Source organism: Friedmanniella luteola, from assembly GCF_900105065.1.
In the GTDB taxonomy this organism is placed as follows: Bacteria; Actinomycetota; Actinomycetes; order Propionibacteriales; family Propionibacteriaceae; genus Microlunatus; species Microlunatus luteolus.
This window is the reverse complement of record NZ_LT629749.1, coordinates 3381575-3402534: the sequence shown is the minus strand read 5'-3', so window position 1 is coordinate 3402534 and position 20960 is coordinate 3381575. Positions and strand designations below refer to the sequence as shown.

Here is a 20960-nt window from a genome sequence, read left to right as displayed (position 1 = left end):
GCGAGGCTAGCCAGCCCTTCGACGGGCTCAGGGCGCGGGGGTGCGGGCGGGGCTCCGGGCGCTGGTCGGGTGGCGGTCCCGGCTCAGCGAGCCGTCCGCCGCACCGCCGCCAGCCGCTGCCGGCGGAGCTCGGCGATCTCCGGCCGGTCGAGCGGGGCCAGCGGCTCGCCGAGGGCCAGCTCGAGGACGTGGTCGGCCAGCGCCGGGTTGCGGGCCAGCACCGGGCCGTGCGGGTAGGTGCCGACGACCGTCCCGGCCACGGCGCCCTCCGTCCCGTCGCCGCAGTTGCCGACGCCGACCTCGACGGTGGCCAGGGGTGTCGCCCCGGGCCCCAGGACCGTGTAGCCGCCGTGGTTCTCGAAGCCCGTCAACCACTGGGCCTCGCCGTCGCCCTCGTGGCCGCGCCACCGGCTGAGGACCTCGCCGACGGCGCGGACCGGCCCGCGGGTGGTGGTGACGTCGAGGAGTCCGAGCCCGTCGATCTCCCGGTCGTCGGGTCCGTCGGCGACGGTGAACGAGCGCCCGACGATCTGGTACCCGGCGCACACGGCCAGCACGGCAGCCCCGCGGTCGACGGCTCGGTGCAGCCCGCCGTCGGCCCGCAGGGCCTTGACCGCCGAGATCTGGGCCGCGTCCTCACCGCCGCCGAGCAGGTAGACGTCACCCGTGTCGGGCAGCGGCTCGCCCGGCTCGACCGTGCTCAGCACGGCGTCGAAGCCGCGCCACGCCAGCCGCCTGGCCAGCACGGTGGCGTTGCCGCGGTCGCCGTAGATGCCCAGCAGCGACTGGTAGACCAGCACCACCTCGACCCGGCGACCGCTGCCGGGCTCGACGCCCCGGACTGCCGTCATCAGACGCCCCCCATCTTCCGCAGCCGCTGGAACGGCGTGTAGGTCGCGACCACGTCGACCGGTTCCGGATGCCCGGCCAGCGCCTGCGCCAGGTCGGGCACGGCCCGGAACTCCACCCCGGCGTAGGACAGCCGGACGGCGAGGTCCTGGGCGCGCGGCCCGGTGGCGACCACCGTCCGGCCGGCGAGCTGCTCGTACTCGACGTCCCAGAGCCAGGACACGTCCCGGCCGTCGGCGGCGGCGGAGTCGATGGCCAGCACCACCGTCGAGCTCTGGGCCAGCGGCAGCGCCTCGGCCCAGCCGGCCGGGTTCTTGGCCAGCAGCAGCCGGGCCGTCGTGCCGCCCACCTGCATGGTGGCGAACCGGCCGGCCGGCGCGGTGACGGTGCGCATGCCCGCGAGGGCGGTGGCGGCGGGCACGCCCAGCAGCTCGGCGGCGGCCAGCGCGCAGGCGGCGTTGCTGACGTTGAAGGAGCCGGGCACGTTGAGCTCGGGCAGCCAGACCTGGCCGTCGGGACCCACGATCGTGCCGTCCTGCACCCGGTAGCTGGCGGTGGGCTGCCGCAGCTCGCAGCCGGAGCAGTGCCAGTGCCCGCCCCGGCCGCCGGTGTGGTCGGGCTGCTCCCGGACCAGAGCCGAGCCGCAGTTCGGGCAGAGCGACGCGTCCTGCGTCCAGGTGGTGGCCGTGTCGACCCAGACGACCCGGCGCGCGGTCTCGGCCGCCCACACGATCAGCGGCTCGTCGGCGTTGGCGACGACGACCGGACCCTCCTCGCCGGCGGCGGCGAGGGCGTTGCGCCAGCTGCGCCCCAGGCCCTTGATCTCGTGGTGGCGGTCCAGCTGGTCGCGGCTGAAGTTCAGCAGCACCAGCACCTCGGGCCGGCCCAGCCGGACGACCTCGGCGACGACCCGCTCGTCGGTCTCGAGCACGGCCGTGGTGGCGCGGGGGTTGGCGCTGAGCGCGGAGGCGATGCCGAAAGCTAGGTTGGCGCCGTCGGCGTTGTGCACCAGCCGGGAGGCGTCCTCGCCCAGCTGGGCGCGGACGGCGGCGGCGAGGAAGTGCGTCGTCGTCGTCTTGCCGTTGGTGCCGGAGACCATGGCCACCCGCTTGCCCCGCAGCAGCTTGGCCAGCGCCGCCGGGTCGAGGCGCATCATCACCTGCCCCCGGATCGACGCCCCGGTGCCGCGGCCGGCGACCCGGCTGGCCACCTGCGCGAGGCGGCCCGCGGTCGTCGCGGCGAGCAGCCGGGCCCGGCCGGCGCGCCCGGGAGGCGCCTGGAGGGCGTGCTGGGCTGGCGGTGACGCGGACATGGTCACCATCATCGCCGGGACCGGACCCGGCGGACGACGCGGCGCGGCGGCGCCGCCCTGTCGGGTGGCTCACGTCCTGCCGCGGCCGGCCCGTGGGCGCTGGCTAGGGTGAGCACGACGAAGGGGGGAGAGCCGTGGCCGGTGTGGCCTGGGTGTTCGTGGGCGCCGCGGCGGTGGCGCTGCTGGTGGCGCTGCTGGTGTTCCTGGTCCCGCTCGGCCGTCGCGGCGGTCCGTCCCGCGGCGCCCCGGGTCCCGGGAGCACCGCTCCTGTCGGTCCGGCCGACTCGCTGGCCCGCGGGTTCAGCTACCTGCACGTCTCGCCCCGCACGGCCGTCCGCCGGGCCGGCGTGCACGAGCGGCTCGCCCGCGCGTTCGTCCGGATCGACGCGGTCGACCCGCACGAGGCGCCGCGCCGGATCGGTGAGGCGCTGCTGCAGGCCGGCCTGGCCGACACCCCCGCTCCCGCACCTGCCGTCCCCGCACCTGCCGCCCGCCCCGACGCCCCGTCCCGCACCGACCGCGGCCCGTCCCGTCCCCGAGAGAGCCCGCATGAGTGAACGACCCACCGGCAACGACCGCTACAAGGACCCGTTGCAGGTCTACGCCGAGGCGGACCCGCAGACCCGGGCGGTGATCGAGAAGGAGCTGGACCGCATCGACCTGCTCGACCAGCGCGACGCCCAGCTGAACGCCCGCGGGCTCAACTACGGGGTCGTCGTCACCCTCGCCTTCCTGTTCTCGTGCGTCTACCTGGTGGCCACCGGGCACGGGGTCGAGGGCACCGTCCTCGGCGTCATGTTCATCGCCGCGCTGGTCGCGATCCTGGCGGTCGGCCGCCGCCGCTGACCCGGGGCCACCCGGCGGAGTGGACAACGTCCGGCCCGGCCAGGAGGGTTGAGGCCATGAGCCCTGACCGCCTGCTGTCCGAAGTCCCCGACGCCGACGTCGAGCCGGCCGCCCCGGCCGCCCTGGTCGTGGGTCACGACGGGTCCGACTGCGCGTCGCGGGCCCTGGAGACGGCCCTGCAGCTGGCGACCGAGCTGGGCGCCGCCGTCGCCGTCGTCCGGGCGTGGTCGATGGTGACCGCACCCCGGCCCGAGGGGTGGACCTTCGGCACCGTCCCCTCCACCGACGAGCTGGCCGCGGCCGTCGAGGCGGAGCTGCAGGCCGACGTGGCACCCCTGCTGCAGCGTTTTCCCGACGTCGAGGTCACCCACCGGGCCTACCACGCGGGGCCGGTCCGGAGCCTGATCGAGGCGTCGCGGGACGCGCGGATGCTGGTGGTCGGTTCGCGCGGGGTCGGGGGGCTGCGCGAGATGGTGCTCGGCTCGGTCAGCGACCAGTGCGTGCGCTACGCGTCCTGCCCGGTGCTGGTGGTGCGCGACCGGTCGGAGGACTGAGCGGGCACCGGCCCCGGCGCACCGCCCCTGGACGCACGCAGCCCCTGACCGGAGCGGTCAGGGGCTGTCGTGCGCATGGGGTGAGTGACGGGACTTGAACCCGCGGCCACCTGGACCACAACCAGGTGCTCTACCAACTGAGCTACACCCACCATCGCCCCGGCACCAGGCGCAGGGGCGTCGAGAAGTGTAACGGTGACCGACCCGGAAGCCGAAATCAGCCGGACGCGGCCCCGCCGGCCCGGGTCAGGGCGCCCTCGTGCCGGCTGGCGATCTCCTTGGCGGTGGCGCTGTCCGGGCCCGGCCGCGGCACGAACACGGCGTCGCGGTAGTAGCGCAGCTCCTCGATCGACTCCTGCACGTCCGCGAGCGCCCGGTGGTTGCCGGACTTCGCGGGGGAGGAGTAGTACGCCCGGGGGAACCAGCGGCGGGCCAGCTCCTTGATGCTGGACACGTCGACGTTGCGGTAGTGCACGTGGCCCTCGAAGGCCGGCATGTCGCGGGCCAGGAAGGCCCGGTCGGTGCCGATCGTGTTGCCGGCCAGCGGCGCCTTGCGGGGCTCGGGGACGAACTCGCGGACGTAGGCCAGCACCCGCTCCTCCGCCTCGGCCATCGTGAGCCCGCCGGCGAGCTGCTCCAGCAGGCCGGACGAGGAGTGCATGGTGCGGACGAAGTCGCCCATCTGCTCCAGGGCCTCGTCGCTCGGCTTGATGATGACGTCCACGCCCTCGCCCAGGACGTTGAGCTCACCGTCGGTGACCAGCGCGGCCACCTCGATGAGCGCGTCACCGCCGAGGTCGAGGCCGGTCATCTCGCAGTCGGCCCACACCATCAGCTCACGCATCCCTGCAGCCTACGGCGCAGGAGGGCGGCGCCCACCTCGGCCGCGCCGCCCGGCGCCCGGACCGGCGGCGTAGGCGGGGACCCAGCGGGCCAGCCAGCCCGAGCCGACGACGGTCAGCGCGCCCATCGCCATGGTCGCCACGGCCAGCGGCGCGACCAGGCTCACGGCGCTGATCAGCAGCGGCCCGGACGCGTTGCCGAGGTCCGCGCACAGCCGCCAGCCACCGAGGAACTGGCTCTGGTGACCGGCGGGGGAGGCGTCGGCCCCGAGGGTCATGACGATCCCCGCCGAGATGCCGTTGCCGAGGCCCATCAGGCAGGCGACCGCCCCGATCCCGACGGCGGTGCTGGTCAGCGGGAGCAGCAGGAAGCCGAGCCCGAGCACGAGCATCGACGGCACGGCGACGAACACCCGGCCGAACCGGTCCATGATCGCCCCGCCGGGGTAGAACAGCAGCATGTCGACGCCGGCGGAGACGCCGTAGATGATGCTCGTCGTCGCGGCGTCGAGGCCCTGCGACTCCGCCCAGAGCGGGACGATCGACTGCCGCGTCGACCGGGCGGCCGAGATCACCATCACCCCGAGGCCCAGGGTGAGCAGCACCCGCCGGTACTCGGCCAGCACCGACCAGACGGAGCGGTGCCCCAGCCCGGCGGCGGCCCGCTCGGTGCGGCTCGCCCGGGTGACGTCGGGCAGGAAGGCGGTCAGCACCGCGGCGGACAGGCTCATCAGGGCGGCGAAGCCGTAGCCCGCCCGGATGTCGAAGGCGGTGACGAGGGCCGCGCCGATGAAGGGGCCGATGAACAGCCCGATCCGGAAGGTGCCGCCCAGCGTCGAGAGCGCCCGCGCCCGCATCCGCACCGGCACCACCTCGGTCAGGTAGGCCTGCCGCGCCAGGCTGAACACCGCGCCCGCCAGCCCCGTCACCAGCACCGCGAGCGCCAGCAGGACCAGGGAGCGGGCCAGGAACGCGCCGACCAGGGCGACGGCGTCCAGGGCGCAGGCGCCGATCAGCGCGCGCTGCTCCCCGACCCGAGCGGCGAGCGCGCCCGCGGGCAGGTCGCCGAGCAGCTGACCGATCCCGGCGAGCGCGACGACGAGGGCGGCGACGGTGACGCTGGCGCCGAGGTCGCGCGCGGACAGCGCGACGAGCGGCAGGATCGCGCCCTGCCCGATGGACACCAGCACCGTGGGCCCGTAGGCGGGGACGGCGAGCGAGCGCCAGCTGACGGTCTCGGGTGGGGCGTGGCCGACCGGCGGGCGCTGGGGAGGTCGATCGGGCCCGCTCATGCGGCCGAACCTACGTCGCGGGCTCCGCCGTGGAACCAGCCGCGTCCCGGGCCCCGCGCAGGAGCAGCCGCTACGATGCCCGGACGGACGAGGGAGCAGGAGCTCACCCGGCCCCCGTAGCTCAGAGGATAGAGCAGCAGCCTTCTAATCTGACGGTCGTAGGTTCGAGTCCTACCGGGGGCGCAGATCCACCCTGTTCCGGCTCAGCGGCGTCCACCGGTCGGCGTTCACCACACGCGGACGCGTGAGGCGCCGGAGACGAGGGTGCTGAGCGGCCCAGCCGGGTACGCGTTCGACGAGGTCTTGTCCGCCGCGACCAGATCGGTGGCCAGGACGGCCGGGGAGCCGTCGGGCTCCTCGAACTCGGCGTCGACGAAGCGGACCCGCTCGAGGTCGAGCCCGCTGACCACCGGCACGCGGGCGTCGTCGAACGCCGCGGGCAGGTGGCACTCGAGGAAGACCTCCCCGCCCTCGTCGACGACCCGGGCGGAGGCATCGCCGTCGGGGAGGACGGTTGCCCCGGTCTCGGCCTCGAAGGGCCGAGCTCCGGAGGCGTACACGTTGTCGCGGATGTAGACCGGCTGCTTCACGCCGGTGAAGCGCTCGTGGTCGCCCTTGGTGGGGTCGGACACGAGCTCCAGGTAGGCCTCCAGCGAGGCCGGGTGGCCGTCGTAGCCGGATGTGCCGTACCCCACCTGTCGGCGCCCCGGCCGGGTCGACCCCGGTCCGTAGGCCCGGGCCGGGTCGTCGCCGAGGAAGAGGTTGCCGATGTAGCGGTCGTCGCCGCCGACGATGGCGGCGTAGCCGGCCACCTGGGTGCTGTGCGGGACGTGGTAGGGCGTCGGTCGCTCGACGATCGGGTCGAGCGACACGGTGCCGCAGAAGAGGTTGTTCACGAAGGCGCCACCCTGGCTGAACAGCTCCAGGGACACGCGCGACGCGAGGACGTTGTGGTCGACCAGGTGGGGGCCGTGGCTGACCTCGATGAACAGGTCGCGGCTGTTGGCGTAGTACAGGTTCCGCGTCACCCGGGTGCCCTGGGTCTGCCAGTCCAGCCAGGTTCCCAGCGAGCAGTCGTGGATCCGGTTGTGGCGGATGACCACGTCCAGGGCGGCGTGGAGCTTGATGCCGCCGATCTCGTAGCCGTAGAACTCGCGCTTGACGGCGATGTTGTAGATGTGGTTGTCCTCGATGGTCGAGAACGCGCAGCCGAGGTGGCCGACGACGCCGTTCTGGCCGCAGTCGTAGATGGTGTTGCGTCGCACGACGTGCGAGCCGATGTGCTCGCGGTCCCAACCGATCTGGATCGCGGCGAACACCGACTCGAGCTGGTACTGGTAGCCGGGCTTGTCGCGACGCAGCGTGGCGAAGTTGTGGCCGGTCGACTTCTCCTTGCCGAGGGAGACCGCCGAGCACTTGGCGTCGTGGATGACGTTGTCCTCGATGATCCAGCCCTTGGCCCAGTTGGGACCGATCAGGCCGGGCTGGTCGGCGGTCGGGGGAGCCCAGGGCGTCGCCGCCTGAGCCAGCTCGAAACCGCGGACGGTGATGTAGTCGACGTGGTGCTCGGTCGGGTAGAAGACCGAGCGCCGGACGTTGACCTCGACGAGCTCGTCGTTCGGGTCCGTGCCGGGGAAGTTGGCCCAGATCGTGGTCTCCTCCGCGCTGACCTCGGCGTACCAGACCAGCTGGGTCTGCGCGGTGTCGCGGACGCGGTCGAGCGTGCCGGTCCAGTGGTCGACCACCTGGGTCCGCAGTGGCGGGTCCGTGACCTCGTCGACGCTCGCGACCTCGTAGAAGCTGGTCCCGTTCAGGTACACGTCGCCGAGGTGCTTCTTGGGGACGGACTGGTCGGCGTAGACGATCCAGTCGCCGTCGACCTCCTCGGCGAACGGGTTGGAGGCGCCGAACAGGGTGTTCGGCACCGCGACCGTCCACACGTCGCCACCGACCCGCTCCCAGCCGGTGACCGGTTCGGAGCCCTTGATCACGACGTGCTCGCCCGGGGCGGCCGTGTAGGTGATGCGCCGCCGGTCGCTGAGCCCGCCCCGCCGGGGCTGCACCCACTCGCGGTACTCCCCGCCGTGGACCACGACGGTGTCGCCGGGCCGGGCCAGCTCCGCGGCTCGGTTGATGGTCCGGAACGGTGACTCCGCGGAGCCGTCGGCGCGGTCGGATCCGGTGGTGGCGACGTGGAGGTCAGAGCGCACGTGAGCGCCTTTCGTGGTCGGTCTCCGCAGGGTCGGGACGCCTGGGTTCGAGGTCGGCGGTCGGTCCAGCGGTGGGCGGTGGTCGTAGTGTCTGGTGCCATGCCCGGCGACGAGCCCGTTCTGCACACGACGACGGGGCCGCGGCGACGGTCCGAGCTGGGGCTCATCCTCCCCCACGAGCACGTCTTCGTGGACCTCCGCACCCCCGATCACCCGGGCCACGGGGAAGCGGTCGAGGCCGAGGTGGTCGCGTTGATGGCGCCGCAGGTCCGGGCCGCCCGGGATCTCGGGGTCACCGCACTCGTCGAGTGCTCGACCGGGGGCGTCGGGCGACGCGTCGACCTCGACCTGGCGGTCTCGAGGGCAACCGGCCTGCCCATCGCCGTCGCCACCGGCATCTACCGGGAGCCGTGGGTGCCCGGCTGGGCGCGCGCGGCGTCGTCGGTCGAGCTCGAGGAGTGGATGAGCGGCGAGCTCGACGACGAGGTCGCCGGGACCGGCGTCCGCGCAGCCTGGATCAAGCTCAGCGCCGGTGACGACGGCATGACCGCGCTGGAGGAGCGCATCCTCCGAGCCGCCGCCGCCGCGGCCCGGCGGACGGGCGCGACGATCGGGAGCCACACGATCCGCGGCCGGGTCGCCCGCGAGCAGCTGGAGGTCCTCGACCGCGCCGGGGTCCCCGCCGGACGCTTCATCTGGATCCACACCCAGGTCGAGCCCGATCACGCCCTGCACCTGGAGCTGGCGCGCCGGGGCGCCTGGCTGTCCTACGACGACGTGGGGTCGCGCGACGACGCCACGGTGGTCGCGATGGTGCTGCGCGTCCTCGAGGCCGGCTTCGGGTCCCAGCTGCTGCTGAGCCACGACTCCGGCTGGTTCGACCCGGCCCAGCCCGGCGGCGGTACGCCGCGCGGGTACACCCACCTGATGACCAGCCTGATCCCCGCCCTGCGGGCCGCGGGCGTCGACGACGCCACGATCGACCAGCTGACGCGCGACAACCCGTTCGCGGCCTACGCGCGCTGAGCGCGACCGCCAGCCGGTCCGCGGCCCGCCGCCACCGGGCGGACCTCGGCACGGGGCGGGGCGGGGCGGGGCGGGGCGGGTCCCGGCCCTGAGCTCCGCGGCGCTCCCTCGTCCGCGCGGCGCCAGCAGCCGCCGCGGCGCCGAGCAGACGCCGCGAGGTCGCCGGGCGCTGCACCGCTACTGTGCAGCCATGGCGACCTTGACGCTCCCGGGCGGGCCCACGCTCAGCTACCGCGAGTGGGGCCGTCCCGACGGGGCGGTGGTCCTGCTGCTGCACGGGCTGGGCAGCTCGAGCTCCAGCTGGCGGCACCTCGCCCCCGTCCTCGGCCGGCACTTCCGCTGCATCGCCCCCGACGCCCGCGGCCACGGGGAGTCGGAGTGGACCGCCGAGTACTCCTTCGAGCTGTTCCGCGACGACGTGGTCGGCCTCATGGACGGTCTCGGCATCCTGGGCGCGATCCCGTACGGGCACTCCATGGGCGCGCTGACCGCCTACCTGCTGGCCGCCACCCATCCCGACCTGGTGCGGATGATGGTGCTGGAGGACATGCCGCCGCCCGACCCGGCCGAGCCCCGCCGCCCCATCCCGCGGCAGCACGACCCGGCCGCCGACCACGACTGGCGGGCCGTCATCGCCGTCAACCGGTGGCGCAACCAGCCCGCGCCCGGCTGGTGGGAGCACGCCGACACGATCGGCACCGAGACGCTCGTCCTCGGCGGGCTGCGCAGCCACCTGCCGCAGCAGCGGCTGCGCGAGCTGGCCGAGCGGCTGCCGAACGGGCGCTACACCTCGCTCGACCTCGACCACAGCATGCACGAGCAGCGCCCCGGCGAGGTGCTGACGGTCGTCGAGCCCTTCCTGCAGCCCTTCGCCAAGTAGCGCGGGGGCTGCCCGCCCGTTGGGTAGCCTGGCGCCATGTCGGTGGCCAGCAGCGAGAGACGGGCGCTCGCGCGCGGTGACCGGCGGGCCTTCGCGCGCAACGGCCTCCCGGCCGAGGTCGACCCGGCCACCCCGCTGCCCAAGCGGCTGCTGCGCAGCCGGCTCTTCTGGCTCAGCGTCGTCGTGCTCCTCGGCTACCTCGCCTGCGCGGCGCTGCTGTACCGCCAGGTGGTGCCCGACCAGGAGGTCCCGGGCGGGACCGTCCCCGGGCTGGGCACCGAGGCCCTGCCCATCGCGGCCAAGTACGCGGCCATCACCGCCGTCCCGCTCTCCCTGGTCTTCCTGTGGGCCGACCGCTTCCGCCCGCAACGGATCTGGGTCTGGCTGATGACGTTCGGCTGGGGCGCCTTCGTGGCGACGTTCATCTCCGCTCAGGTCAACACCTGGGCGGCGTCCCAGCTGAGCATCGCGGGCGACGGCGACCCGGCCACCGGGCCGCGGGCGGCGATCTTCGTCGCGCCGTTCGTGGAGGAGGCGGCCAAGGGGACCGTGCTCTTCTGGTTGGCCATCCTGATGCGCTACCAGTGGGTGAGCCGGCTGAGCGGGATCGTCCTCGCCGGCCTGTCCGGGGCGGCCTTCGCGTTCGTCGAGAACATCCTCTACTACGGCCGCGCCTACCGGTACGCCGCGCGGACCTTCGGCCAGGTCCCGCCGCTGGAGGCGCTGCAGCAGCTGTTCCTGCTCCGCGGGGTGCTGACCTTCTTCGGCCACCCGCTCTTCACGTCGATGCTGGGCATCGGCCTGGCCGTCGCCCTGCGGTCCAAGAGCAAGACGGTGCGGGTGGTCGCACCGCTGGCGGGCTACCTGGGCGCCGTGTTCCTGCACATGGCCTTCAACACGACGGCCTCGCTGACCCAGGGGCGCAGCCAGTTCTTCGTCTACCTCTTCGTGGCCCTTCCCCTGGTCGTCGGCCTGGTCGTGTTCGTCGTCCGCCAGCTCCTCCGCGAGGGCCGGCTGATCCGCGACCGGCTGGTCGACTACGTCCGCGTCGGCTGGCTGCCCGAGGGCGACCCGGCCGCCCTGTCCCGGCTGCGGACGCGCTCGAAGGCGGTGTGGCACGCGCTGTTCCTCGGCCCGGACCCGCTGCTGGCGACGCTGCGGATGCAGCGGGCGGTGACCGAGCTGGCCTACCTGCGCGACGCGATGGTGCGCGGGCTGGTCGACCAGACCGGTGTGCAGCGCGAGAAGGCGCTGCTGGGCCGCATCCGCGCGCTCCGGTCGCTGGCCGTCACCCAGCCGACCGGCCGGGCCGCGTACCCGTCCTTCCGGCGACGCCGCGCGGCCGAGGCCGTCGGCGGCTACGCACCCGCCAGCTACCCCGGACCCGCGGGCCTCGGCGGCAACTACCCGGCCCCGGTCATGACGGCCGCCGCGCCGCCGCCGGGAGTCCCCCCGTCAGCCACCGCACCCCTGGGGCAGACTGCTACCCAGTACTCCGAGGTCGACCCGACCTGGAAACCCCCCGGGGAGTAGCACGCAGAGGAGCCCGATGGCCAGCAGGCAGCCGACGCCGCTGGAGTCTGCGCTCTCCGACCTCCGACAGGCGGTCGGCCCGGTCACGTTCCCGCTGCCGCTGGCGCGGGCGGCCGAGCAGCAGCAGGCGGTCGCCGAGATCACCCGGCAGCTGGACGACTACGTGCTGCCCCGGCTGGCCACCATCGACGCGCCGCTGCTGGCCGTCGTCGGCGGCTCGACCGGCGCCGGCAAGTCGACGCTGGTCAACTCGCTGGTCGGCCGCCGGGTCACCACGCCCGGCGTCATCCGGCCGACCACCCGGGCTCCCGTGCTCGTGCACCACAGCAGCGACGCGCGCTGGTTCGCCGACGACCGGATCCTGCCGGGCCTGGCCCGCTCGACCGGCAGCCGCAACGACGCCCAGTCGCTGCAGCTGGTGACCGACGACTCCATCCCGGCCGGCCTCGCCCTGCTGGACGCCCCGGACATCGACTCGGTGGTGAGCGAGAACCGCGCCCTGGCCTCCCAGCTGCTGGCGGCGGCCGACCTCTGGCTCTTCGTCACCTCGGCCGCCCGCTACGCCGACCAGGTGCCCTGGGACTTCCTGCACGCCGCCGCCGCCCGCAGCGCCGCCGTCGCCGTCGTGCTCGACCGGGTGCCGCCGCGGGCGATGCACGAGGTGCCGCCGCACCTCGGCCAGATGATGAGCGAGCGGGGCCTGCAGGGCTCGCCGCTGTTCGCCGTCCCCGAGACCAGCGTCGACGCCGACGGCCTGCTGCCCGTCGCCGCCATCCAGCCCATCCGGGGCTGGCTGGCCGCCCTCGCCGCCGACCAGAGCAGCCGCATCCAGGTGGTGCAGCGGACCCTCGACGGGGCCATCGGCGCCCTGGTCACGCGGACGCCCGAGCTCGCCACCGCCGTCGAGGACCAGGTGGAGGCGCTGGACCGGCTGCGGGCCGAGGTCGACCACTCCTACGCCGAGGCCGTCCGCACCGTCCAGGTCCAGACCACCGACGGCACCCTGCTGCGCGGGGAGGTGCTGGCCCGCTGGCACGAGTTCGTCGGCACCGGGGAGTTCTTCCGGGCGCTCGAGCAGAAGGTCAGCTGGCTGCGGGACCGTGTGGTTGCCGCGTTCAAGGGCCAGCCGCCCGAGGTCGACAACCTCAAGGTGGCCGTCGAGTCGGGCCTGGAGTCGCTGGTCCGGGGCGAGGGCGACGCCGCCGCGGAGCGTGCCGAGGCGTCCTGGCGGGCGAACGCGGCCGGCCGGGCGCTGCTCGAACGCAGCCGTGACGACCTGACGCGCGCCTCGCCCGCGTTCGACCGGGCCGTCGAGCGGACCATCCGCGACTGGCAGGGGGCCGTCCTCGACCTCGTCGCCGACGAGGGCATGGGGCGGCGCTCCCAGGCCCGCTTCCTGGCCTTCGGCGTCAACGGCATCGGCGTCGCGCTGATGATCGTCGTGTTCGCCCACACGGGCGGCCTGGTCGGCGCCGAGGTGGGCGTCGCCGGCGGCACCGCCATCCTGGCCCAGCGGGTGCTCGAGGCGGTGTTTGGTGACCAGGCCGTCCGCCGGCTGGCCGAGACCGCCAAGGAGGAGCTCGACAACCGGATCGAGGGGCTGATGGCCACGGAGCTGCTGCGCTACCACGCCCTGCTGGACGCCACGCCGGTCGACCCCGCCGCGCCGGCCCGGCTGCGGGCAGCGGCCGACGCCGTCCAGCGCGCCCGCGCCGACGGGCTGCCCTCGGCGTCCGTCCGGGACGAGGCGGAGCCCGCGCTGGGTGCGGCGGAGGAGCGTCGGGCCATCGCGGCACCGACCGTCAGCCAGGTGCCCTACACCGCCGACCTCGAGGCCGACGTCCTCGACGCCGAGCTGGTGGAGCCGGCTCCGGTGCGGCGCGAGGACCTGCGTTGACGGCGAGGACGCGCTGATGGCCGGCAAGGGCGTGGCCCTGCTGCGCCGACCGGACGAGACGGCCCGGCTGGTCACCCGGGTGCGCGCGCTGGGGGAGGCCGCCGACCTCTGCGAGGGCCGCGTCGACGCCGACGCCGTGCTCGAGGCGCGCCGCGTCGTGACCCAGACGGACCGTCGGCTCGCCGTCTCGGGCGCGGCCACCGTCGTCGCCCTGGCCGGCGCCACCGGCTCGGGGAAGTCGAGCACCTTCAACGCCCTCACCGGCACCGACCTGGCCACCGTCGGGGTCCGGCGCCCCACCACCTCCACGGCGCTCGCCTGCAGCTTCGGCGACGACTCCGCCGAGGAGCTGCTCGACTGGCTGGCCATCCCGCGCCGGCACGCCCTCGAGGCCGACCCGCGGCTGGCGACGGGGCTCGACGGGCTCGTGCTGCTCGACCTGCCCGACCACGACTCCACCGAGGTGGCGCACCGGATGGAGGTCGACCGGCTGGTCCAGCTGGTCGACATGCTGGTGTGGGTCGTCGACCCGCAGAAGTACGCCGACGCCGCCCTGCACGAGCGCTACCTGAAGCCGCTCGCCTCCCACGTCGACGTGATGATGGTCGTCCTCAACCAGGTGGACACCCTCACCCCCGAGCAGCAGGACCAGTGCCTGCGCGACCTCCGCCGGCTGCTGGCCAGCGAGGGCCTCGGTGCCGCCGAGGTGCTCGGCGTGTCCGCCCGCACCGGCGAGGGCCTCGACCAGCTGCGCGCCCGGCTGGGCCGGCGGATCGCCGACAAGCGGGCCGCCGCCCGACGGCTCGCCGCCGACGTCGAGGCCGCCGCCGCCGGGCTGGTCCGGGCGTCGGGGGAGGAGAAGCTGCCGACGCTGTCCGCCGGGACCGTCGACACGCTGACCACCCAGCTGGCGCAGGCGGCCGGTGTCCCCGTGGTCGTCGAGGCGGTGGACAAGGCCTGGCGGCTCCGCGGCGGCCTCGCCACCGGGTGGCCCGTCCTCGCCTGGCTGGCCAAGTTCAAGCCCGACCCGCTCCGCCGCCTGCACCTGGACCGGCTGGGGGCCGGCGGCCGCCGCAGGGAGATCGACCCGTCGGGCGTCGGACGCACCTCGCTGCCCGCCACCACCGGGGTGCAGCAGGCCCGCGTCGACACCGCGCTGCGCTCGCTGGCCGACACCGCGTCGGCCGGCCTGGGCCGCGGCTGGGTCGACGCCGTCCGCTCCGCTGCGCGCTCCGGCCAGGGCGAGCTGCCCGACGCGCTCGACCGCGCGGTCGCCGGCACCGACCTCGACCTGGCGGGGCACCGGCGCTGGTGGCAGGCCGTCCGGGTGCTGCAGTGGGTGCTGGTCGCGGCCGTCGTCGCTGGGCTGGTCTGGCTGGGGTCGGCCTTCGTGCTGGCCTACCTGCGGCTGCCCCCGCTGCCCGACGTGCTGTGGTGGGGCCTGCCCGCGCCGACCGTGCTCACGCTCGGCGGGGTGGTGGCGGGACTGCTCGTCGCGGCCCTGTCCCGGATCGGGGTGGTGGTCGGCGCCCGGCGCCGCGCGCGCCGTGCCCGCCTGGCCCTGCGGCGTTCCGTCGCCGCCGTGGCCGACCGGCTGGTGGTCGAGCCGCTCCGGCTGGAGCGGCAGCGCTACGACGACGCCCGCGTCGCGCTCGACCGGGCCCGGAACGCCCGCTGAGCCTGCTGCCCGGAACGCCCGGGTCGGCCACCGCTCCCTGGACCTGTCGAAGGGCCGTCGCGCCCCGGGCGCAGGACCGCAGGGGCGGGGTATCAGTCCCGGAGGCCCGTCGACCGGCTCCGGGAGCGGGGCCCTTCGACCGGCTCAGGGAACGGGCGCGGCGAGGATCCGGCGGGCCGCCTCGACGGCGGCCGCGCGCTGCTCGGCGGGGGAGGAGACCTGGTCCTCCGGCCGGACCGGTGTCTGCACCCAGGCGTGGGCCACGGAGAACAGCAGCTCGAGGAGGTCCTCGGGCCGCCAGCCGGGGTCGACCCGGCCTTCGCGCTGGGCCTGCTCCAGGGCCTCCAGCTTGCGGCGCGGGACGGCCTCGTCCGGCAGCCGGTACGGGATCCCCTCGAGCCGGGCCCAAGTCAGCATCCGCAGGTGCTCCGGGTGCCGGGCCGACTCGTCGAACACGGCGCCGACGAAGCCGGCGACGTCGGCCGGGTCGAGGGTCACGGCGGCGTGGAACTCCGCCGCGTCGGCGTCCAGGACCGCCTGGAAGAGCGTGACCTTGTCGCCGAAGTAGGCGTAGAGACGTTCCTTGCTGGCACGCGCCTCGGCGGCGATCCGGTCGACCCGGGCGCCGGCCAGCCCGCGCTCCGCGAACTCGGCCCGGGCGGCCAGCAGGACGCGGCTCCGGACGTCGGCGGTCGTGGCGGTCATGGGTCCAGGCTAGACCAGTCGAACTAGTTCGTTTGACCCGCGGCGGTGGGTCCCCCTACGCTGAGGTCTCCGCCTGCTCTACCCGAGGGATCCCCGTGTCCGTTTCCACCCGTCTCCGCACGTCCAGCGACGGGACGGACACCGCAGCTCCGGCCGGTCGGCGCCGCTGGCTCGTCCTCCTCGTCGTCGCCCTCGCGCAGCTCACCGTCGTGCTCGACGCCACCATCGTCAACATCGCGCTGCCGGCCGCGCAGGCCGACCTGGGCATGTCCGACGGGCAGCGGGGCGCGGTCGTGACGGTCTACGCGCTCGCATTCGGCGCCCTCCTGCTGCTCGGCGGCCGGATCGCCGACTTCTGGGGGCGCAAGCGCTCGTTCATCGTCGGCATGGGCGGTTTCGCGCTGGCCTCCGCCCTCGGCGGGGTGGCCACCTCCGGAGAGATGCTGCTGGCCGCCCGCGGGCTGCAGGGCGCCTTCGCCGCGCTGCTCGCCCCGGCGGCACTGGCCGTCCTGTCGGTCACGTTCCCCTCGGGCCGCGACCGCGTCCGCGCCTTCGCGGTCTACGGCACCATCGGCGGCGGTGGCGCCGCGGTGGGCCTCGTGCTGGGCGGCGTGCTGACCGAGTTCCTGAGCTGGCACTGGTGCCTGCTGGTCAACGTCCCGATCGCGGTGGTGGCCATCGTGGCCGCCCTGCCGCTGCTCCAGGAGAGCCGGGCCGAGGGTCACAACCGCTACGACGTGCCGGGCGCGGTGCTGGTGACGGCCGGGCTCGCGTCGCTCGTCTACGGCTTCTCCCGCGCCGAGGGCGGCTGGGGCCGCTGGGACACCGTGACCTTCCTGGTGCTCGGCGTCCTGCTGCTCGCCGCGTTCGTGCGGGTCGAGAGCCGCACCGCGCACGCGCTGCTGCCGATGCGCGTCCTGGCCGACCGCACCCGGGGCGGCGCCTACCTGGTGTCCGTCCTGGTCGGGGCCGCCCTCATCGGCGCCCTGCTGTACCTCACCTTCCACTTCCAGCTGGTCCTCGGCATGACGCCGCTGCGGGCCGGCCTGTCCTCGCTGCCCATGACCGGCGCCATCGTGTTCACGGCGCCGGTCGTCTCGAAGCTGCTGGGCACGGTCGGGCCGCGCGTCCTGATGACGGCGGGTCCGCTCGTCGCCGCCACCGGCCTGCTGGTGATGAGCCGGATCACCGTCGACGGCTCCTACGCCGCGCAGGTGCTGCCCGGCCAGCTGCTGCTGGGCGTCGGCATGGCGCTCGTCTTCGTGCCGCTGCAGAACGTCGCGCTGCTCGGCATCGAGCCGCGGGACGCCGGCGTCGCCAGCGCCGCCGTGACCGCCACCCAGCAGATCGGCGGCTCGATCGGCACGGCCGTGTTCACCGCGGTCTACGCCGCCGTGGTCACCGCGGCCGCGGGCGCGCAGGGCCCCGACCTCGCCGCCCTCGTCGACGGCTACGCCTGGGTGTTCCGCTCCGCCGCGATCGGCCTCGTCGTCGCCGCGCCCGTGGCCTGGACGATGATCCGGGTCGACCGGCGGAGGTTCGGCGCGACCGAGCCGGCCGCGCACCTCGGCTGAGCCTCCCGGGCACCCCGTCGCCGTCGAGGCACCCTCTCCAGGGGGTGCCTCGACGCGCACCGGGTGCCCCGCGCGCGGCCGGCCGGCTCGAGGTCGAGCCGGTCACCTCGCGCTGGCATACTGGGCGGCTGCGGGTCGCCGTCCACCGTCGCGCCCCGACCCACGACACGGCCCCGCCCCCACGACACCGCACCACCCCCGCACGCGACAGCAAAGGTCCGGCTCCTCATGCCTGAGTTCATCTACTCGATGCACAACGTCCGCAAGGCGCTCGGTGACAAGGTCGTCCTCGACAACATCACCCTGTCCTTCTACCCGGGCGCGAAGATCGGCGTCGTCGGCCCCAACGGCACCGGCAAGTCGACGCTGCTCAAGCTGATGGCCGGGATCGAGAAGCCCAACAACGGCGACACGATGCTGGCCAAGGAGGCGACGGTCGGCATCCTGCTGCAGGAGCCGCCGCTGACCGAGGGCAAGACGGTGCTCGAGAACGTCGAGGAGGCCGTCGCCGACATCAAGGCGCTGCAGCGCCGGATGGACGAGCTGGGGGTCGCCATGGGCGAGCCCGACGCCGACTTCGACGCCCTGATGGCCGAGATGGGCGACGTGCAGACCGAGCTCGACAACCGCAACGCCTGGGACATCGACTCCCAGCTGGAGCAGGCGATGGACGCGCTCCGCTGCCCGCCGCCGGACGCGCTGGTGGACATCCTCTCCGGTGGTGAGCGCCGCCGGGTGGCCCTGTGCAAGCTGCTCCTGCAGCAGCCCGACCTGCTGCTGCTCGACGAGCCCACCAACCACCTGGACGCCGAGTCGGTGCACTGGCTGGAGGGCCACCTCAAGTCCTACGCCGGCGCCGTCCTGGCCGTGACCCACGACCGGTACTTCCTGGACAACGTCGCCGAGTGGATCCTCGAGATCGACCGCGGCAAGACCCACCCCTACGAGGGCAACTACTCGACCTACCTGGACTCCAAGCGGGCCCGGCTGCAGGTCGAGGGCAAGCGGGACGCCAAGCGCGCCAAGATCCTCGAGCGCGAGCTGGAGTGGGCCCGCGCCAACCCGAAGGCGCGGCAGGCCAAGAACAAGGCCCGGCTGGCCCGCTACGAGGAGATGGCGGCCGAGGCCGACCGCAACCGCAAGCTGGACTTCGAGGAGATCAACATCCCGGCCGGCCCGCGGCTGGGCAGCACCGTGCTGGACGCGGACAAGCTGGTCAAGGGCTTCGGCGACCGGCTGCTGTTCGACGGCCTCAGCTTCTCGCTGCCGCGGGCGGGCATCGTCGGCGTCGTCGGCCCGAACGGTGTGGGCAAGTCCACGCTGTTCCGGATGATCGTGGGGGAGGAGACCCCGGACGCCGGTGCGCTGCGGATCGGCGAGACGGTCAAGTACTCCTACGTCGACCAGAGCCGCTCCGGCCTGGACGAGACGAAGAACGTCTGGGAGCTCGTGTCCGACGGCCTCGACTACATCAAGGTCGGCAGCTTCGAGGTCCCGTCGCGGGCCTACGTCGCCTCCTTCGGCTTCAAGGGCCCGGACCAGCAGAAGCCCTCGGGGGTGCTCTCCGGCGGTGAGCGGAACCGGCTGAACCTGGCCCTGACGCTGAAGATGGGCGGCAACCTGCTGCTCCTCGACGAGCCGACCAACGACCTGGACGTCGAGACCCTGCAGTCGATGGAGGACGCGCTGCTCGAGTTCCCGGGCTGCGCCGTGGTGATCTCGCACGACCGGTGGTTCCTGGACCGCGTCGCCACCCACATCCTGGCCTGGGAGGGCGACGACGAGGACCAGGCCCAGTGGTTCTGGTTCGAGGGCAACTACGCCGACTACGAGGCCAACAAGATCGCCCGGCTGGGTGCCGAGGCGGCCCGACCGCACCGGGCGACCCACCGCCGCCTCACCCGCGGCTGAGGTTAGGGTCGACCTGTCGACCCCACCGAGGAGCCCCGCGTGCCCGACGTCCCGCCCGAGGACCTGCCCGACCCCGACCACGTGACGCCGGACGGGGTGGACGACGCCACGGTCGACGCGCTGGGCCAGCTCAGCGAGGCGCTCGAGACGGTGGAGCGGGCCCGCGGCCACCTGTACTCGTTCCACCAGCTGACCGGTGAGGCGGACATCGCGCTGCAGGGCGCTGTCGAGGCCCTGCGCGACGCCGGCCACGGCGAGGTGGCCGAGCGGGTCGACCGGGAGCTGGTCGGCCGGAACGTGCTCCAGGGCCGCTGGACGTTCCAGGTGGTCGAGGACTACGACGACGGCTACTGGTCGCTGTTCCGCACGCTGGAGAAGGACGCCCGCGACCGGCTGGCCGGCGGTCGGCGGCACCTCTTCGAGGCCCGGTTGAAGCAGGCCGGGCGCACCCGCGGCGAACCCGGTCACGAGGCGACGCCGGCCGGCTGACGCGGCACGGGGTGTTCCTGCACCTGTCCGCCCGGCGCGGCCGTGGCTAGCGTGCGGCTCACCGACGACCGAGGAGCGGCCATGACCCCGTCCGGAGACCTGTCCCTGCTGCGCGACCCGGTGGCCCAGGAGCTGCTGGCCTCGAAGGTCCCCGCGCGGCTGGCCTACACGTGGACGGACGGCTCACCCCGCGTCGTGCCGATCTGGTTCCACTGGGACGGGACGGCCGTCGTGATGGGCACGCCCGGCCGGGCGCCCAAGCTGAAGGCGCTGCGGCGGCGACCGCAGGCGGCGCTGACCATCGACACGGAGGGCTTCCCGGCCCACGTGCTCTCGCTGCGGGGTGAGGTGGAGGTCCAGGCGGTCGACGGCCCGCCCGCCGAGTACGTGGCGGCGGCCTGCCGCTACCTGGGGGAGGAGCAGGGCCGGGCCTGGGCCGCGCAGCTGGAGGGCAAGCCGATGGCGCGGCTCCGGTTCGTGCCCCGCTGGGCCACCGTCCTCGACTTCGAGACCCGCTTCCCGAGCGCACTCTCCGCCTGACCGGCGGGCCGGGCAGGACCGGCCGGCGCGACCGCACCGAGGCCGATGGGTCGCGCGCGACCGACATGGCTACAGTGGCGGCCGGACCCACTCCCGACCCCACACGAAGGACCACAGCCTTGAGCGACCTCGCCCCCCACCAGAACGTCAGGTTCGACCGCAACGGCACGACGATCAGCGGCTACCTGCAGCTGCCGCCCGGGGGGAGCGGTCCCGGCCTGATCGTGATCCAGGAGTGGTGGGGCCTGGACGACCACATGGTCGCGATGGTCGACCGGTACGCCGCGGAGGGCTTCGTCGCCCTGGCCCCGGACCTCTACGGCGGCCGGGTGACCCACGGCGTCGACGAGGCCGGCGAGCTCTCCGGCGCCCTCTCCGAGGTGGAGGCCGCGGCCGCCCTCGCCGGGGCGGTGGACTACCTGCAGGAGCAGCAGGCCGTGACCTCGGAGAAGGTCGGGGCCGTCGGCTACTGCATGGGCGGCGGGTTCGTCCTGCTGCTGGCCACGGAGCGGCCGGACGCCATCGGCGCCGTCGTGCCCTACTACGGCGTCGGTCACCTGCCGGGCTCCTACGCGGCGATCAGCGCGCCGGTGCAGGGGCACTACGGGGAGGAGGACGCCATGTACCCCGCCGACCAGGCCCGCGCCCAGGAGCAGCAGATCCGCGACGAGGCCGGCGTGGAGGTCGAGTACTTCTACTACCCGGCCGGGCACGCCTTCGCCAACGACGACGACCACCTCGGCACCTACGACGCCGAGAGCGCCGCCCTCGCCTGGCAGCGCACGCTCGAGTTCCTGCACCGCCACCTCGGCTGACCTCCTG

Annotated in this window: 19 protein-coding genes and 2 tRNA genes; 14 read left to right on the top strand and 7 right to left on the bottom strand. The window is 74.4% G+C overall.

What is annotated here, in order from left to right:
* Window positions 1–83 precede the first annotated feature (83 nt).
* Window positions 84–851 carry a type 1 glutamine amidotransferase gene (locus tag BLT72_RS16030; protein ID WP_091414038.1) on the bottom strand — a complete coding sequence of 256 codons (768 nt, stop codon included), beginning with the start codon at window positions 849–851 and terminating at the stop codon, window positions 84–86.
* Window positions 851–2002 carry a MurT ligase domain-containing protein gene (locus BLT72_RS16025; protein ID WP_197677406.1) on the bottom strand — a complete coding sequence of 384 codons (1152 nt, stop codon included), beginning with the start codon at window positions 2000–2002 and terminating at the stop codon, window positions 851–853. The genes BLT72_RS16030 and BLT72_RS16025 overlap by 1 nt, the downstream gene beginning before the upstream one ends.
* Before the next feature lie 293 nt (window positions 2003–2295).
* On the opposite strand from BLT72_RS16025, the gene BLT72_RS16020 reads away from it, so the two are divergent.
* From BLT72_RS16020 to BLT72_RS16010, 3 genes are read left to right on the top strand one after another with little or no spacing between them, the layout of a single operon-like run.
* Window positions 2296–2718, top strand: a complete 423-nt coding sequence (locus BLT72_RS16020) for a hypothetical protein (RefSeq protein ID WP_091414036.1) — start codon at window positions 2296–2298, stop codon at window positions 2716–2718.
* Complete coding sequence (locus tag BLT72_RS16015; protein ID WP_091414035.1) at window positions 2711–3007, top strand: hypothetical protein; 297 nt, start codon at window positions 2711–2713, stop codon at window positions 3005–3007. The genes BLT72_RS16020 and BLT72_RS16015 overlap by 8 nt, the downstream gene beginning before the upstream one ends.
* Window positions 3008–3063: 56 nt before the next feature.
* Window positions 3064–3561, top strand: a complete 498-nt coding sequence (locus BLT72_RS16010; RefSeq protein ID WP_091414034.1) for a universal stress protein — start codon at window positions 3064–3066, stop codon at window positions 3559–3561.
* Window positions 3562–3637: 76 nt separating this feature from the next.
* On the opposite strand, the gene BLT72_RS16005 is transcribed toward BLT72_RS16010, so the two are convergent.
* The 3 genes from BLT72_RS16005 to BLT72_RS15995 all read right to left on the bottom strand — a co-directional run bounded on the left by BLT72_RS16005 (window position 3638) and on the right by BLT72_RS15995 (window position 5695).
* Window positions 3638–3713: transfer RNA gene (locus BLT72_RS16005), tRNA-His, on the bottom strand.
* Between the two features lie 65 nt (window positions 3714–3778).
* On the bottom strand, window positions 3779–4396 hold the full coding sequence (gene orn / locus BLT72_RS16000) for an oligoribonuclease (RefSeq protein WP_197677405.1): 618 nt from the start codon (window positions 4394–4396) through the stop codon (window positions 3779–3781).
* A gap of 18 nt (window positions 4397–4414) precedes the next feature.
* Entirely contained in the window at window positions 4415–5695 is a 1281-nt protein-coding gene (locus BLT72_RS15995) for an MFS transporter (RefSeq protein WP_091414032.1), read from the bottom strand.
* Between the two features lie 110 nt (window positions 5696–5805).
* On the opposite strand from BLT72_RS15995, the gene BLT72_RS15990 reads away from it, so the two are divergent.
* Window positions 5806–5878, top strand: a tRNA-Arg gene (locus tag BLT72_RS15990).
* Between the two features lie 44 nt (window positions 5879–5922).
* Here BLT72_RS15990 and BLT72_RS15985 read toward each other — a convergent pair.
* Entirely contained in the window at window positions 5923–7905 is a 1983-nt protein-coding gene (locus tag BLT72_RS15985) for a right-handed parallel beta-helix repeat-containing protein (protein WP_091414031.1), read from the bottom strand.
* Between the two features lie 99 nt (window positions 7906–8004).
* Here BLT72_RS15985 and BLT72_RS15980 point away from each other — a divergent pair, with 99 nt between their 5' ends.
* The 5 genes from BLT72_RS15980 to BLT72_RS15960 all read left to right on the top strand — a co-directional run bounded on the left by BLT72_RS15980 (window position 8005) and on the right by BLT72_RS15960 (window position 14919).
* Window positions 8005–8931, top strand: a complete 927-nt coding sequence (locus tag BLT72_RS15980; protein ID WP_091414030.1) for a phosphotriesterase family protein — start codon at window positions 8005–8007, stop codon at window positions 8929–8931.
* A 190-nt stretch (window positions 8932–9121) separates the two neighbouring features.
* Window positions 9122–9811: an alpha/beta fold hydrolase gene (locus BLT72_RS15975; protein ID WP_091414029.1), complete on the top strand. Its 690-nt coding sequence runs from the start codon at window positions 9122–9124 to the stop codon at window positions 9809–9811.
* Between the two features lie 36 nt (window positions 9812–9847).
* Complete coding sequence (locus BLT72_RS15970; protein WP_091414028.1) at window positions 9848–11344, top strand: PrsW family intramembrane metalloprotease; 1497 nt, start codon at window positions 9848–9850, stop codon at window positions 11342–11344.
* 16 nt (window positions 11345–11360) lie between these two features.
* The gene (locus tag BLT72_RS15965; protein WP_091414027.1) at window positions 11361–13241 is read left to right on the top strand and encodes a GTPase domain-containing protein; all 1881 of its coding nucleotides are present in this window, start codon (window positions 11361–11363) and stop codon (window positions 13239–13241) included.
* A gap of 16 nt (window positions 13242–13257) precedes the next feature.
* A complete protein-coding gene (locus BLT72_RS15960) occupies window positions 13258–14919 on the top strand; it encodes a GTPase (RefSeq protein ID WP_091414026.1) in 1662 nt (553 codons plus the stop codon).
* Between the two features lie 144 nt (window positions 14920–15063).
* On the opposite strand, the gene BLT72_RS15955 is transcribed toward BLT72_RS15960, so the two are convergent.
* Window positions 15064–15624 (bottom strand): TetR/AcrR family transcriptional regulator, encoded by a 561-nt coding sequence (locus tag BLT72_RS15955; RefSeq protein WP_091414025.1) that lies wholly within the window; start codon window positions 15622–15624, stop codon window positions 15064–15066.
* Between the two features lie 95 nt (window positions 15625–15719).
* On the opposite strand from BLT72_RS15955, the gene BLT72_RS15950 reads away from it, so the two are divergent.
* The 5 genes from BLT72_RS15950 to BLT72_RS15930 all read left to right on the top strand — a co-directional run bounded on the left by BLT72_RS15950 (window position 15720) and on the right by BLT72_RS15930 (window position 20953).
* On the top strand, window positions 15720–17198 hold the full coding sequence (locus BLT72_RS15950) for an MFS transporter (protein ID WP_197677067.1): 1479 nt from the start codon (window positions 15720–15722) through the stop codon (window positions 17196–17198).
* A 228-nt stretch (window positions 17199–17426) separates the two neighbouring features.
* Entirely contained in the window at window positions 17427–19109 is a 1683-nt protein-coding gene (ettA, locus tag BLT72_RS15945) for an energy-dependent translational throttle protein EttA (RefSeq protein WP_091414023.1), read from the top strand.
* Window positions 19110–19148: 39 nt separating this feature from the next.
* A complete protein-coding gene (locus BLT72_RS15940; RefSeq protein ID WP_172826092.1) occupies window positions 19149–19598 on the top strand; it encodes a hypothetical protein in 450 nt (149 codons plus the stop codon).
* A gap of 81 nt (window positions 19599–19679) precedes the next feature.
* Complete coding sequence (locus tag BLT72_RS15935) at window positions 19680–20138, top strand: pyridoxamine 5'-phosphate oxidase family protein (RefSeq protein WP_091414022.1); 459 nt, start codon at window positions 19680–19682, stop codon at window positions 20136–20138.
* 119 nt (window positions 20139–20257) lie between these two features.
* Window positions 20258–20953: a dienelactone hydrolase family protein gene (locus BLT72_RS15930; protein ID WP_197677066.1), complete on the top strand. Its 696-nt coding sequence runs from the start codon at window positions 20258–20260 to the stop codon at window positions 20951–20953.
* The last annotated feature ends 7 nt before the right edge of the window (window positions 20954–20960 follow it).